The organism is Lacrimispora struthionigena (assembly GCF_048627165.1).
Classification (GTDB): domain Bacteria; phylum Bacillota; class Clostridia; order Lachnospirales; family Lachnospiraceae; genus Lacrimispora.
Map to the genome: position 1 here is coordinate 1,653,572 of NZ_JBMBWP010000001.1, position 14,522 is coordinate 1,668,093.

General features: G+C 38.9%; 12 protein-coding genes and 1 other annotated feature. Of the genes, 9 read left to right on the forward strand and 3 right to left on the reverse strand.

Annotated elements, in window-relative coordinates; all coding sequences use genetic code 11:
- Positions 1-138 precede the first annotated feature (138 nt).
- From ACOAOT_RS07540 to ACOAOT_RS07565, 6 genes are all read left to right on the forward strand, one after another.
- Positions 139-2,241 carry an elongation factor G gene (locus ACOAOT_RS07540; RefSeq protein WP_420216420.1) on the forward strand — a complete coding sequence of 701 codons (2,103 nt, stop codon included), beginning with the start codon at positions 139-141 and terminating at the stop codon, positions 2,239-2,241.
- Between the two features lie 147 nt (positions 2,242-2,388).
- Positions 2,389-3,303: a CPBP family intramembrane glutamic endopeptidase gene (locus ACOAOT_RS07545; protein ID WP_420216663.1), complete on the forward strand. Its 915-nt coding sequence runs from the start codon at positions 2,389-2,391 to the stop codon at positions 3,301-3,303.
- Positions 3,304-3,349: 46 nt separating this feature from the next.
- Positions 3,350-3,596: a binding site (T-box leader), on the forward strand.
- Between the two features lie 84 nt (positions 3,597-3,680).
- The gene (gene leuS, locus ACOAOT_RS07550) at positions 3,681-6,095 is read left to right on the forward strand and encodes a leucine--tRNA ligase (RefSeq protein WP_420216421.1); all 2,415 of its coding nucleotides are present in this window, start codon (positions 3,681-3,683) and stop codon (positions 6,093-6,095) included.
- A 227-nt stretch (positions 6,096-6,322) separates the two neighbouring features.
- Positions 6,323-7,360 (forward strand): hypothetical protein, encoded by a 1,038-nt coding sequence (locus ACOAOT_RS07555; protein ID WP_420216422.1) that lies wholly within the window; start codon positions 6,323-6,325, stop codon positions 7,358-7,360.
- Positions 7,361-8,026: 666 nt separating this feature from the next.
- Entirely contained in the window at positions 8,027-9,493 is a 1,467-nt protein-coding gene (locus ACOAOT_RS07560; RefSeq protein ID WP_420216423.1) for a hypothetical protein, read from the forward strand.
- A 525-nt stretch (positions 9,494-10,018) separates the two neighbouring features.
- Positions 10,019-10,531 (forward strand): hypothetical protein, encoded by a 513-nt coding sequence (locus ACOAOT_RS07565; RefSeq protein WP_420216424.1) that lies wholly within the window; start codon positions 10,019-10,021, stop codon positions 10,529-10,531.
- Between the two features lie 50 nt (positions 10,532-10,581).
- Here ACOAOT_RS07565 and ACOAOT_RS07570 read toward each other — a convergent pair whose 3' ends face one another.
- The gene (locus ACOAOT_RS07570; RefSeq protein ID WP_420216425.1) at positions 10,582-10,872 is read right to left on the reverse strand and encodes a hypothetical protein; all 291 of its coding nucleotides are present in this window, start codon (positions 10,870-10,872) and stop codon (positions 10,582-10,584) included.
- Positions 10,873-10,931: 59 nt separating this feature from the next.
- The gene (locus ACOAOT_RS07575; RefSeq protein ID WP_420216426.1) at positions 10,932-11,498 is read right to left on the reverse strand and encodes a hypothetical protein; all 567 of its coding nucleotides are present in this window, start codon (positions 11,496-11,498) and stop codon (positions 10,932-10,934) included.
- A gap of 74 nt (positions 11,499-11,572) precedes the next feature.
- On the opposite strand from ACOAOT_RS07575, the gene ACOAOT_RS07580 reads away from it, so the two are divergent.
- The gene (locus tag ACOAOT_RS07580; RefSeq protein WP_420216427.1) at positions 11,573-11,725 is read left to right on the forward strand and encodes a hypothetical protein; all 153 of its coding nucleotides are present in this window, start codon (positions 11,573-11,575) and stop codon (positions 11,723-11,725) included.
- 52 nt (positions 11,726-11,777) lie between these two features.
- Here the strand turns inward: ACOAOT_RS07580 and ACOAOT_RS07585 are convergent, their stop codons facing one another.
- Positions 11,778-12,038: a chorion class high-cysteine HCB protein 13 gene (locus tag ACOAOT_RS07585; protein WP_420216428.1), complete on the reverse strand. Its 261-nt coding sequence runs from the start codon at positions 12,036-12,038 to the stop codon at positions 11,778-11,780.
- 155 nt (positions 12,039-12,193) lie between these two features.
- On the opposite strand from ACOAOT_RS07585, the gene ACOAOT_RS07590 reads away from it, so the two are divergent.
- Together ACOAOT_RS07590 and ACOAOT_RS07595 are read left to right on the forward strand one after the other, a co-directional pair.
- Complete coding sequence (locus ACOAOT_RS07590; RefSeq protein ID WP_420216429.1) at positions 12,194-13,360, forward strand: alanyl-tRNA editing protein; 1,167 nt, start codon at positions 12,194-12,196, stop codon at positions 13,358-13,360.
- The gene (locus tag ACOAOT_RS07595) at positions 13,360-14,511 is read left to right on the forward strand and encodes an AI-2E family transporter (RefSeq protein ID WP_420216430.1); all 1,152 of its coding nucleotides are present in this window, start codon (positions 13,360-13,362) and stop codon (positions 14,509-14,511) included. The genes ACOAOT_RS07590 and ACOAOT_RS07595 overlap by 1 nt, the downstream gene beginning before the upstream one ends.
- Positions 14,512-14,522 lie beyond the last annotated feature (11 nt).

The window sequence follows — 14,522 nt, forward strand, 5'->3', positions numbered from 1 at the left end:
CGGTGCCCTCTTTTCTTTTATCAAAATATAGAAAAATGTCGAAAAATATTTGTGCAAATTGTACCTTTTACTTGCAATTATAAGACATTTTTAGTAAAATATTGTTATAGACTTAAATACCGAACAGGAGGAATGCTTATGAACGTGTATGGAACCAAACAAATCCGTAACGTCGCCTTACTTGGGCACGGGGGCGCCGGTAAAACTACCCTTGCTGAAGCAATGGCGTTAGTGACCGGAGCCATCAGCAGAATGGGAAAAGTTACCGATGGCAATACCATCAGCGATTATGACAAAGAAGAGATTAAGAGACAGTTCTCCATCTCCACTTCCCTGATTCCATTGGAATATGAAGGAGAGGATGGACCGATCAAGATTAATTTACTTGATACTCCCGGTTATTTTGATTTTGTTGGTGAGGTTGAAGAAGCAATCAGTGTAGCAGATGCTGCTGTTATCGTAGTAAACTGCAAGGCAGGAATTGAAGTTGGTACGTTAAAGGCATGGGAGCTTTGTGAAAAGTACAAGCTTCCCAGACTGTTTTTTGTAACCAATATGGATGACGATCAGGCCAGCTTTCGTGAACTTCTTTTAAAGCTGGAGAAAGAATTCGGAAGAAAGATAGCTCCGTTCCACCTTCCTATCAGAGAGAACGAAAAGTTCGTAGGATTTGTGAATGTGGTTAAAATGGCTGGGCGGCGCTTCACCGTTAACAGTGATTATGTGGAATGTGAGATTCCTGAGTATAGCCAGAAGAATTTAGGAATTGCCAGAGAAGCTTTGATGGAAGCAGTTGCTGAAATCAGTGAGGAATACATGGAACGGTATTTCTCAGGCGACGAGTTTACCCTGGAAGAGATTTCTTCTGCACTTCGGGAACATGTAATACAGGGAAATATCGTTCCGGTCATGCTTGGTTCCGGAATTAATGCCCAGGGTGTAAAGATGGTTTTACAGGCAATTGACAAGTATTTTCCATCACCGGAGCGTTATGAATGCATCGGTGTGGATGTTTCCACCGGAGAACGTTTTACTGCCAGATACAATGACAATGTATCTTTGTCAGCCCGGGTATTTAAGACAATCTTAGACCCGTTTATCGGCAAGTATTCTCTGATGAAGATCTGTACAGGAACATTGAAAGCGGATTCAGCCATCTATAATGTAAATAAAGATACGGAAGAAAAAAGTGGAAAACTCTATGTACTAAGGGGAAAAGATGCCATCGAAGTTCCGGAATTAAAAGCGGGAGATATTGGAGCCGTATCCAAGCTGAACGTGACACAGACCGGTGATACCATAGCCCTTCGCTCTGCACCCATTGTCTATCATAAGCCTGAGATTTCTACTCCTTATACGTATATGCGTTATAAGACGAAAACAAAGGGTGACGATGATAAGGTTTCCAATGCACTGGCTAAATTAACGGAAGAGGACTGGACCTTAAAGGCAGTGAATGATACGGAGAACCGTCAGTCTCTTCTGTATGCAATCGGCGATCAGCAGCTGGAGGTAGTGGTCAGCAAGCTGTTAAACCGCTATAAGGTTGAGATTGAATTAAGCAAACCTAAATTTGCTTTCCGTGAGACCATCCGCAAAAAAGTGGAGGTTCAGGGAAGATACAAGAAGCAGTCCGGCGGTCATGGCCAGTTTGGTGATGTAAAGATGACCTTTGAGCCTTCCGGTGATTTGGAGACTCCTTATATATTTGAAGAATCTGTATTTGGCGGAGCAGTTCCCAAGAATTATTTTCCTGCAGTGGAAAAGGGAATTGCTGAATGTGTCTTAAAAGGACCATTAGCTGCCTATCCTGTTGTAGGAATCAAGGCAACGCTCACCGACGGATCCTATCATCCAGTGGATTCCTCCGAGCTTGCATTTAAGATGGCGGCGACCATGGCCTTTAAAAAAGGCTTTATGGATGCCAATCCGGTACTGCTGGAACCCATCGCTTCCTTAAAAGTCACAGTGCCCGATAAATTTACCGGCGATGTTATGGGAGATCTAAACCGGAGAAGAGGACGTGTTCTTGGAATGAACTCCAATCATCATGGAAAACAGGTTATAGAGGCGGATATTCCCATGTCCGAGCTGTTTGGCTATAATACAGACCTTCGCTCCATGACAGGTGGTATTGGTACTTTTGAATATGAGTTCAGCCGGTATGAGCTGGCTCCCGGAGATGTTCAGAAGAAAGAAGTGGAGGAACGGGCATCCAAGGTTGACCGTACAGAAGTATAAAACAGGTACCAGGGCGGATCCAATGCATGATTGGATCCGCTTTTTGCAGCATCAGGATTCTGGTTCCAATGTAAGAAACCAGCAGAATTGCGTATTTACCCATTCTGTGTTACACTGGTATCAATTCAGCAGGAGGTAAGATTTTTGGTGGAAGAGACAAAAGGCGCAAAAAAAGTATTTGGCAGAATCGGACTTGGATATACGGGGTTTCTCAGTGCATCTATTGTACTGCAGATTGTGTTAAGGATTGTGATTCAGGTGGTCAGTCAGAAAGGAATTTTTAATTTGTCCAGGGGCTGGTCCTTATTTTCGGTTTCCCTGGCTAATTATGCAGCGGGAGGGCTGGTTTTATTTCTGATTATAAAGAATATACCTGTTACCCATAAGCCGGTAAGCCAAAAACCGGAAAAAATGCTGTTGATTTATTCTTTTTTTATCTGTATCAGTGCATTGGTTGCCGGTAACCTGGCGGGACAGCTGCTTATGTATCTCATCAGTGCTCTGGAAGGAAAGCCTATGATGAATCCCGTTGCAGAAGTACTTAAGGGACTGAATACAGGAACAATCGTTGCAATTATGGTAATCATGGCGCCGGTCTGCGAAGAGATTCTCTTTCGAAAACTCATCATTGACCGTGTCCGCAGATATGGGGATAAGGCAGCTGTATTGGTATCTGCTATTATTTTTGGATTGTGTCATGGGAATTTTTATCAATTCTTCTATGCATTTGGGATCGGTCTTGTATTTGGCTATATTTATACCAGAACAGGAAGAATCCGCTATACCATTGGGTTTCATATGTTTATTAATTTCCTTGGATCCGTTGCAGCTATTTATATTCAGAATATCAAGCCCCTTGCAGTTTTCTATGCCCTGTTTTTGTATGGAGCTATGATCGCTGGTACCGTATTGTTTTTTGTCACAAGGGAAAAATGGATTTTCTGGCAGGGTGAGGAATCGGTATGGGGCAGGGGAGCAGGTAAAATCCTGTTTTTGAACGTTGGTATGATTTTATTTTTTGTATTGTCTGCCATTTCCTTTGTTGTTGCAGAGTTTTCATAAAATCGGGTTGACACATCCGGGCAATTATGTTACATTTACACTTAGCAAAAATACTGTGATTAGGAGTAGTAAGCAGTCTGAAACATTCAGAGAGCCGGCGGCTGGTGAGAGCCGGTTGGGAAAGATTGCTGAACTGGCCTTTGAGTAGCATACTGAAGAAAGCCATGGCTTTTGTGTAGGTATAGCCGGAATCCCGACCGTTACAGCGGGCGGACAGGAGAGTCTGTCCGGTTGAGCGCATACGTTCTGTATGAAATAGAGTGGTACCACGCGGTAGATACTGCGTCTCTATAGCCGTTTTATTACGGGTGGAGGCGCTTTTTTTATGCAATCAGAATCAAATTTACCGTGATTGTCTAATAAGGAGGAATTTTGTTATGGCATCATCTTATAACCACAGTGCCATTGAGAAAAAATGGCGCGAGAATTGGGAAAAGAACCCCATCAATGTTGACGATGGAAAGAAACCAAAATATTATTGTCTGGATATGTTCCCATATCCGTCTGGCAGCGGCCTTCATGTTGGCCATTGGAGAGGTTATGTGATCTCTGACGTCTGGAGCCGTTATCAGATTTTAAAGGGACATTATGTGATTCACCCTATGGGTTGGGATGCATTTGGCCTTCCTGCAGAGAATTATGCCATTAAGATGGGCGTTCATCCGGCAAAATCAACGGCTGAGAACGTAAGTAATATTAAACGGCAGATCAATGAAATCGCGGCTGTTTACGACTGGGATATGGAAGTAAATACCACAGATCCTGGATTTTATAAGTGGACCCAGTGGATTTTTGTCCAGATGTTTAAGAAGGGTCTTGCCTATGAAAAGGAATTCCCCATTAACTGGTGTCCTTCCTGTAAAACCGGTCTTGCCAACGAGGAAGTGGTAAACGGCTGCTGCGAGCGCTGCGGAACCACAGTTACCAAAAAGAATTTAAGACAGTGGATGTTAAAGATCACTGCCTATGCAGACCGCCTTTTAAATGATTTGGATAAGCTTGACTGGCCGGAAAAGGTTAAAAAGATGCAGACTGACTGGATCGGAAAATCTTACGGTGCAGAAGTAGATTTTAAAGTTGAGGGGAAAGAAGAAGCCATTACGGTTTACACCACAAGACCTGATACCTTATACGGAGCAACCTTTATGGTTCTTGCACCGGAGCATGCCCTTGCATCTTCTCTTGCAACAGAGGAAACTAAAGCAGAAGTGGATCAGTATATCTATGACGCTTCCATGAAATCCAATGTAGACCGTCTCCAGGATAAGGAAAAAACTGGAGTATTTACCGGAAGCTATGCAATCAATCCTTTAAGCGGAGCAAAAGTTCCCATCTGGATTTCCGATTATGTACTGGGTGACTACGGAACTGGCGCAATCATGTGCGTTCCGGCTCACGATGACAGAGACTTTGAATTTGCAACCAAATTTAATATTCCAATCATTCAGGTAATTGCAAAAGACGGCAAAGAAATTGAGAATATGACAGAGGCCTATACAGACGCCAGCGGAACCATGATCAATTCCGGCGAATGGAATGGCATGGAATCAGCCGTTCTTAAAAAAGAGGCGCCTGCCATGATCGAAGCAAGAGGTCTTGGTAAGAAAACAGTAAACTTCAAACTTCGTGACTGGGTATTTTCCAGACAACGTTACTGGGGTGAGCCGATTCCGATTATTCACTGCCCTCACTGCGGCAATGTTCCCGTGCCGGAAGATCAGCTTCCTCTTACTCTTCCAGAAGTGGAAAGCTACCAGCCGACTGGTACAGGAGAATCCCCTCTGGCAGATATTGACGAGTGGGTTAATACCACCTGTCCGGTATGCGGTGCAGCTGCAAAGAGAGAGACCAACACCATGCCTCAGTGGGCAGGATCTTCCTGGTATTTCCTCCGTTATGTAGACAGCCACAATGATCAAGAACTGGTATCCAGAGAGAAAGCGGACAAATATCTTCCTGTTGATATGTATATCGGCGGTGTGGAGCATGCAGTTCTTCATCTTCTGTATTCCCGTTTCTACACCAAGTTCTTAAATGATATCGGTGTGGTAGATTTTGACGAGCCATTCACCAAACTGTTTAACCAGGGAATGATTACTGGTAAAAACGGAATTAAGATGAGTAAATCAAAGGGCAATGTGGTTTCTCCTGATGAGCTTGTTCAGGATTATGGCTGTGATTCCCTCCGTATGTATGAACTTTTTGTAGGACCGCCGGAGTTAGATGCAGAGTGGGATGACAGAGGAATTGAAGGCGTCAGCCGTTTCTTAAACCGTTTCTATAATCTGGTATCAGATAACTGTGAAAAGAATGTAGAAGCGACCAAAGAGATGATCCGTCTCCGCAACAAACTGGTATTTGACATTGAACAGCGTTTCAACCAGTTTAACTTAAACACTGTAATATCCGGCTTTATGGAATATAACAACAAGCTGATCGAGCTTGCAAAAACAGCCGGCGGTATTGACAAAGAGACATTAAAGACCTTTGTAATTCTTCTAGCTCCATTTGCTCCTCATATTGGCGAGGAACTGTGGCAGCAGCTTGGCGGCACAGACTCTGTATTCCATGCCACATGGCCGGAGTGGAGTGAGGAAGCAATGAAAGAGGATGAAATCGAAGTGGCTGTTCAGGTAAATGGTAAAACAAGAGCAGTTGTAAAACTTCCGGCGGATGTTTCAAAGGAAGATGCAATTGAGGCTGGTAAGGCATTGATTCCGGATAAGATTACCGGAACCATTGTGAAGGAAATTTATGTTCCTGGAAGAATTGTAAATATCGTGTGCAAATAGTTTTGGCGGTAATAAGAATCCTTTAGATAAGCGAAAAGCCTTGATTCTATAAGGGTTAAACTAATTATAACTTGTTATAATTATTTAAACTTTATTAAAAGATCCTGCAGCTGCCTTTGCTGTATATAAGGAGTATAGGGATAATGTAATTAAGGATATGGCTGAAAAGTATAAGGGTATGATACCAGATAAAGTGTATCAGGCAATGTTGGAATGGAATATTGAAATTGAAGATTAAAATAATAGGTATACTGGATAAAAATATCTGGTATGCCTATTATTTTATATTGATGGTGTGGTATGATTGTATTTATAAATCATATTTTAAATTAGGGGTAGGTGCAATGATCAAATATAAAAATAAAGAAAAATTTGAAGAATACAAAATAAAACTGTGTAAATTCATTGATAAAAATGGGGATTTATATAAAGACTTTATGAGTGAAACTGATAATCCATTTAATTATTTTGAATTTTTTGAAACTATAGAGTTTCCACTCAGTAGTTTAGGGCAAACAACATATTATGGAGAGATAAATATAGATGAGATAATAAGTGCCAATTCACATGCTATCACAGACGATAATTTCCAAAGAGTAATTAACGCCATCCCGTATATTTTAGAAGATAAATGTGAGCCTATACGGCTAATGAGACGTAGTGCTGGATACCATATATTAGATGGTAAACATAGGTACTTTGCTCATGTTTTACTAGGAAAAGAAAAGGTACCAGCTTTTATACAAGATGGAAATGGTACAGGCTCTTATGATAATATTATGGTATCTGATTTACAACCGTTAGAGAAAGAAATGAATATTCCAGAATATGCACTAAAAATATATCATGAGAATAGATTAATAATAGAGGATAAAGAGATAATTCATAATATGAATTTTGATTGTAGCAATGATATGCATACAGTAAATGATATTGTTATCCCCAATTTTAACACAAGAAAAGATTATATGATAAAAGAAAGGGAAAATGATACTACCATAGTTTTAAAAATTTTGGGCAAACAATATGACCGCAATACTGTTGACCTATTACCAGGGGATTCTTCTATTTTGAAAATTGGAAATAAGGTATATTACTTAAGTGTATTGATTGGAAATCCGTCTAAGAATACTGAAGACACTATCTATATCATAGAAGGAAATGAAAATTTTGAAATTTCGGATCTGCGGTTTGTAGCTGCATTTCCCAAAAAAAGCAAAGAATATAAAATACTAATCACTTTTAATGGAAACAATTATATATAGTTAGGAAAGGTCTAAATTTTAACTTGGTGTGAAAGTAGAACAGCTGTGTCCTCTATCAGAGAGCGTAAATTTTCTTGTGTCCGGAGAGTAAACAACTATCTGGAATTGAATTAGATATGTAGTAAATTCCTATGATTCGGAACTTATTAGCAATGTCGAACATAAGTTTCTTTTAGTAGTTTCTCTTGATTCCAAATTTATATACTTTTGGACAGCAAAAATAAACTATAATAGTTCGACACCGAACACATAAAAGTCTAAGAATCCTTTATAAGGATTTGAGGGCTTTTTTATTTTGCTTCCATATTCAATAATGCAGATAAGGAGGATTCGAACAATCGAACTAAAAATTGAATAAAATGTCATTTAACCGTTCTCCATCTGGAGTAATTAGATTTCTCTACTTTCTGTGAAAGTGAAATCCAGTAATTAGGGTGACTACAATATAGTTACTCTGTAAATAGTTTCTCTCAGAAATATGCGAAAGTCACCGTGCACCCAAAGGTATGTACGGTTGTTGCAATTATAGGCATACAAATATCAATATGTATGATTGAATACAACACGCACACAATATATGGTATTTATCATTGACTATTATTTTTATTTGCGTTATAATACATTTAACCGTATAAACGTCTGTTCGAAAAAAATATGGAGGTATGAATGTCTAAAAAAGACGCAAATTCTGTATCTAGTAACATCAAGCTTATTACAAAACAAGAAATGGTGTTAATAAAAAATAGTGAGGAGGCAAAAAATACAAATATTTATGGGAATCTTTATGGTTGCTTAGAAGCTTACACCGATTTAACCAAATCCAAATTGAATAAAGATCTTGTGTTTGATAGTAAAGCAAGAATGACAATTACTAACAATAAAAAGCTATTAATGGAAAATGTAAAAAAAGAATGGTATTCAAAAACTTTATACATGATCGCAACAGAAGATACATTTTGCCAATTATGTGGACGAAAGAACGTTTATGTTTGTTATATTGTAAATCGTCTTAATGGTATTGAACTAAATGTTGGAAGAGATTGTGTTTCTAAATTCGATACAATTAGCGGATTAAAGACTGTAATTTCAAATCTTGATAAAGCACAACGAGACTACAAAAAGGACGAAAGACGTATAGATTTTGAAGTAAGAGAAGGAGAAGAAGTTGGATTTCTCAAACAGGCAGAATCTACATTAGTAAATTTTCCTATACTTCTACCGTATAATTTAAGTTGTGATTTAAAAAACACTTTAGCTGATTGTAACCGTGCTAAAAACATCTATATAAAAAATGGTAACAATATTGATGAGGCATTTGAAACTTTTAGCACTCTAAGGGAAACTTTTAAATATCTGCATAAGAAAGCCTTAAAATACTTTGAAGCCGTAAAAAATCATCCATTAATTTGTGATAGAAGCCTAACTAATTGGATAGTCGATAACTGTCCTCATGTTCAGGAAGTGATTGAAAAGAATAGTGGAATCCTAAACGAAGAATCATTGAGGTTTATTTGCGAACCGAATTTTATAAAAGGCAAGATACCAGTTTTTATGGCCCATTTTGATAGCTGTGACGTAAAAATAATAGGAGTAGAAGGCGATGTAATTAGATTTTTTATTAAAAATGATATATATTTTCAACCGATTACTTTTGTTGTTCCAATAAGAGATTTTATGAAATATATTGGAAGTAAATGTTTAACAGATGAGTACTATAAATATACCAATAAAAACTTGTCCAGTGTAAAGATTGAAAATACAGGCGCAAATTATGAAGCTATTTATAGTTCTATTGGTGATACTTTAAAATCTAATGGATATAATTTTATTATTGATAATAAAACGTCCCAAGCATATTGGGAAAAACGACAATCTCGAACTGCAATAAACAGATGGAGAAAAAATGAAATTCCAGAAAAACCTATTTATAAAAAGACCTCAAAAGAAGAATTGTTTAAAATAATATCTAAGATTTTGTTTGATGAGGATTTATTAATAAAGTCTCCATACATACTTACTGGAAAAATAGATATAAGTGGTAGATGGATTACTAAAGCAGAAAAGGATGAGAATGCGCGAATTGCAGCCTTTGCAGCTGGTCAACAGAAACAAAGAGAATTTATTCCATACTAATATCACGGGAGGGGCTGTCACTAATAACTTAGTAAGAGTCCCTTTTCTTAAACACATTCAGCCATAAAAGGTGTATCTGGATTTATTGTTAAGATATGAGTGCACAATACTTTATTTAAAACATTAATGATTTGATATTTATCCGGTATATGGAAATGCGGTCATTCTACCCTTCATGTTAAAATAGTTTTACGTTAGGCTACTTTTATAATTAGTATTTAAGTAACTAAATAAAGCAATATATGAAAGATAAGATACTGGACTATAACATTACGCTTTAACTGAATTGATAGAAAGTCAGATGAAGGAATGATATTATTTTTTTCGCATAATAGGAGAATCCAGTAATTTATTAAAATTTTGTTATGATAAAACTAAAAAACCAAAGTCATGTGTTATTTATCATAAACATTTGGATGAAAAGATTGATGCAGAAATTAAAAAAATGAAATCTGAAAAATGGAACTTATATGCCTAAACAATAATTATATCATATTTAGGATTCATTTCAGTGAAGCTGTTAGTTTGAAATCAGATACGATAAAAAAGCAAAATAAATTACTTGGCATTCCAATAAAAAAATCTGTAGCATTTATTTCAATATTACTTATTCTTTCTGTAATCAGTTTAGTGTTGAAAATATTGTTGATAAATAAAGGAAATTTTATCAATCAGTTCAGTATAGTACTTTACCTAGCATTAAATATCACTTTTTTGTTATATTTCACAGGTGATCTTCACGATATTATACAAGGTAAAGGAATATACTCAGATGGTGTCATATATTTTTCCAGCCGTACTAAATTCAAAGATATATTGTTCCGGTTTGGTGACATATTTAGATTAGTCATTTTGTTTGGGAGTATAAGCGTCAGTGCTGCGACTCTTATATTTGTTAAAGATGGAGTCATAGCCATTTATATTTTTAAAATGTGGTTGATATATTTTACCATTGGTTATATATACAGGCTGCGTGTTCGAAGATCTTATTTATCTCTGCTATTAATTCAAGTTTTTCTGGCAACATTAAGTTTTTAATAAAATATTGTAAAAAATGGTGCCAGGATATATATCCTGACACCGATTTTTTATTTCTTTCCATTTCGTTTCATCATATTTTTCGAAAGCATGCGGATTGTTTCGATCCGCTGCCGCTCACCTGGACTCATATTGTCGCCCAGTATAGAAATAAGAAGATCTGTTTCATCATCGTTAAAATGGATCCCCTTCTGATTGGCTTCCGCGGTCAGACTCATAAGCGTCGGAAAAAGCTGGTCCTTTGGAGCAGCCTCAGCACGTTTTGCAAATTCGGTCAGCATGGAAAGCTTCTGGGGATTCATATTTTTTAACCGTGGGTCCTGTTTCCAGTTGGAATTCATAAGTTGTTATCCTTCCTTTCCTGTGAATATGTATGGAGTAAGATGGTGACAGTTGTATTTTAGTTCATCTGCTGCATGGCGGACATCATCATCTGCATGGTTTCCAGCCGTGACTGCTGTTCCGGAGGCATGAAGTTCTTTAACTGCTCAAAGGGCATTCTGCCAAATGGATTGCTGTTTTGTCGATGTGAGTTATTGGTACGGTTTTGTCCGTCTGACTGAGCCTGATTACGGGGCTGTGATTGTGTCTGCGCCTGAAGCGGGATCGTAGAACTTGGGACGGCTTCCGAATAGGCATTTGCCATATTAAATCCCTGGAAGATGTTGATAAATAAGTCAATTAAGTCCTGCTCGGAAGGATCAGCATAGGGTTTAATGGTGTTTAACATCTCAAGGGGGGAGTTAGACCGTTCCTTTTCACCTGCAGAACAGATACCCATAGCAGCCACTTCTCCATCTTCAAATAAGTTTATGGTGCGCTGCAGTTCGTTGAATTTAACAAAGGTGGATATCATACGTTGCTGGGGAACATTCATATAAGGCAGGGCGGCTTTCATCATATCAAGATGATTATCCCCGATACGGGAGTCTAATTCATTTGCGTGGACATTTTGTTCATTATTCATTGCATGGGATCCTTACTTTTCTTGTTGACAATATATGCGGCCGCATATATTAGTATTACAGGAGAGTGATTTATATGAGAAACCGATTAATCATAGATGGAAATGCGGTTTATGAAATTGATGATGAATGCATGAAACAAAAGCAAAACAGAAACAACCAGGAAGGAACTGTAAACCAGTCTGCTTTTACAAGACCGGGTCAGGAAAAAGGTCAGAATCGAAATTAGACGTAAACAGGACCCGAACCAAAGATGGTTCGGGTCCTGCTTTATGTTTTGTTTAGCAGCCGAATCCGCCGCCGAATCCGCCGCCACATCCGCCGCAGCAGAACAGAAGAATGATGATCCAAATCCAACTACCACAACCATCATTTCCGCAACCGCCACAACTGTTGCCGCATCCACCACCGCAGCTGTTACCGCCGCCGCAGCAGCACAGAAGAAGGATAATCCAGATAAAACTACAACCGTTGTTATTACCACACCCTCCGTTGTTGCAATCGCATCCGCATCCACAGTTAGTTGCTGCCAGATCACTCATATTGGTTCCTCCAAAATAATTTGTTTACACTGTAAGTGTATGAATGTCAGCTTGCCACTGTTTCCTTTTTTTCTGAAAAATTTTAGATTTCATATGATTGAACTTAAAGAAATGTTGTGTATAATTAGTAACAACAGGATTAAAAGGAGCAAAAGATGGAAAAATTATATTATGAGAGACCCTATGTGAAACAGTTTGAAGCAGAGGTGACTGGGTGTATACCGGAGAAAGATGGTAAATATCTGGTTCAGTTAAGCAGGACAGCCTTTTACCCTGAGGGTGGAGGGCAGCCGGCGGATACAGGCACATTGGGAGACGCCCATGTTTTGGATGTCAGAGAGCGTCCGGAGGGAATCGTTCATATTACGGACAGGCCTCTTCCTGAAAATTCGGTGGTGACTGGTATTTTGGATTGGGAGAGAAGATTCAGTCATATGCAGAATCATTCCGGAGAACATTTATTTTCAGGCGTGGTACATAAGTATTACGGTTACGATAATGTAGGGTTTCACATGGGGAAAGATGAGGTCACCGTTGATTTTAACGGGATATTGACTCTGGAACAGGCAGAAGAAGTGGAAGCTGAAGTGAATGAACTGATCTGGCAGAATATACCGGTTTTAGAGACTTATCCGTCAAAGGATGAACTGAATGCATTGAATTACAGAAGCAAGAAGGAATTAAGCGGTCAGGTACGGATTATTGAATTCCCTGGAGCAGATATATGTGCCTGCTGCGGAACCCATGTGATGACTGCAGGAGAGATTGGGATTTTAAAAGTCACCGGTCTGATGCGGTATAAAGGCGGCGTGAGAATATCCCTGCTGTGCGGCAGAGACGCATTTCATGATTACCGCAGAAAATTAAAAGCTGTCCAGGGAATTTCTGTGTTATTATCAGCGAAACCCGACAGTGTACTGGAGACAGTCACAAAACTAAAAGAGGACGGAGCGAAAAAGGATGGTGATGTAAGCCGACTCACCAGAGAACTGCTTACATATAAAACTGCGCAATTCCCTGTTAGCAGCGATCCCCTGCTGGTGTTTGAAGAGCATCTTATGCCAGCACAGCTCAGACAGTTTGCCACCATGCTTTATGAGGAGAAGAAGGGGAACGTTGTATTGGTATGTTCCGGAGAAGATGGACTGTTTCAGTATGCAGCAGGCAGCAGTGATATGGATATGCGGGAATTCAGCCGCCAGTTAAATGAAAAATTAAATGGCCGTGGCGGAGGGAATGCCCTGCTGGCACAGGGAACTTTTCAGACATCGTTTCAGGAGATTAAAAAAGTGTTTCAGGAAGAGCTCCAAAGGAGGATTTAATGGAATTAAATGACAGCACAATAAAAAAATTACGATGGTTAATTATATTTACTGTGATTGCCGTAGTAGCTGGTATTAATTATAGAAGTTTATTTGCCCTGATTGTCAGGGCAGTGGGGATTTTAACTCCTTTCTTATTAGGCGGAGTTATGGCATTTGTATTAAATGTTCCCATGCGGGCGATTGAACGCATTTTGCCGGTAAAAAAAGAAAGCCAGTTTCGCCGCCCTTTAAGCCTTGTTCTCACTTTTGTGTTTGTAATCGGAATTTTGCTTGTGGTTACTTTTGTAGTCATGCCCCAGCTGTTTGATACAGTTTTAAGTCTGCAGTACAGCTTACCTGTTTTTTTCAATGATGTAAAGCAGGGAGCAGAGAAGCTGTTTGCCCAATATCCGGAAATTTCAGATTATATTAACAACATTCAGATTGACTGGAAATCCTATCTTGAGAAAATAGTACAGTTTTTATCTGTAGGTGCCGGAACAGTGCTGTCCTCTACTTTATCCGCAGCTTTAAATATTATAAGCGGAGTGACAACCTTTGCGATTGGTGTGGTATTTGCAGTTTACATTCTTTTACAGAAGGAAAATTTATCAAGGCAGATAAAGAAGTTTATGAAAGCGTTTCTGCCAGATCATGTTTCTAACAGAATTTTAGAGGTATTAAGTCTTACCAGCCGTACATTTTCCAATTTTCTCACTGGACAGTGTGTGGAGGCAGTAATACTGGGAAGCATGTTCTTTCTCACATTATCCTTATTACGCCTTCCGTATGCACTTCTTATTGGAGTCCTGATCGCGTTTACCGCTTTGATTCCTATGTTTGGGGCATTAATCGGCTGTGCAATCGGAGCCTTTTTAATGCTGATGGTGAAGCCCTTTGATGCAGCTTTGTTTCTCATCATCTTCTTCGTTCTTCAGCAGATCGAAGGAAACTTAATTTATCCCCACGTGGTCGGCAATTCAGTGGGACTTCCGGCTATCTGGGTTCTGGTAGCGGTAACCATTGGCGGCAGTGCCATGGGAATCGTCGGTATGCTGATATTTATCCCGCTTTGTTCCGTTCTCTATGCGATTTTAAGAGAAACTGTGAACAAAAGAATTTTGGCAAAAGAACGGGCAAAACGCAAAAAGATAGTAAAACAACAGTAAAACAATAAAAA

Coding starts and splice junctions, on each gene's coding strand:
- ACOAOT_RS07540 (WP_420216420.1), top strand. CDS start 139: ATGAACGTGTATGGAACCAAACAAATCCGTAACGTCGCCTTACTTGGG.
- leuS (WP_420216421.1), top strand. CDS start 3,681: ATGGCATCATCTTATAACCACAGTGCCATTGAGAAAAAATGGCGCGAG.
- ACOAOT_RS07560 (WP_420216423.1), top strand. CDS start 8,027: ATGTCTAAAAAAGACGCAAATTCTGTATCTAGTAACATCAAGCTTATT.
- ACOAOT_RS07570 (WP_420216425.1), bottom strand. CDS start 10,872: ATGAATTCCAACTGGAAACAGGACCCACGGTTAAAAAATATGAATCCC.
- ACOAOT_RS07575 (WP_420216426.1), bottom strand. CDS start 11,498: ATGAATAATGAACAAAATGTCCACGCAAATGAATTAGACTCCCGTATC.
- ACOAOT_RS07580 (WP_420216427.1), top strand. CDS start 11,573: ATGAGAAACCGATTAATCATAGATGGAAATGCGGTTTATGAAATTGAT.
- ACOAOT_RS07585 (WP_420216428.1), bottom strand. CDS start 12,038: ATGAGTGATCTGGCAGCAACTAACTGTGGATGCGGATGCGATTGCAAC.
- ACOAOT_RS07590 (WP_420216429.1), top strand. CDS start 12,194: ATGGAAAAATTATATTATGAGAGACCCTATGTGAAACAGTTTGAAGCA.
- ACOAOT_RS07595 (WP_420216430.1), top strand. CDS start 13,360: ATGGAATTAAATGACAGCACAATAAAAAAATTACGATGGTTAATTATA.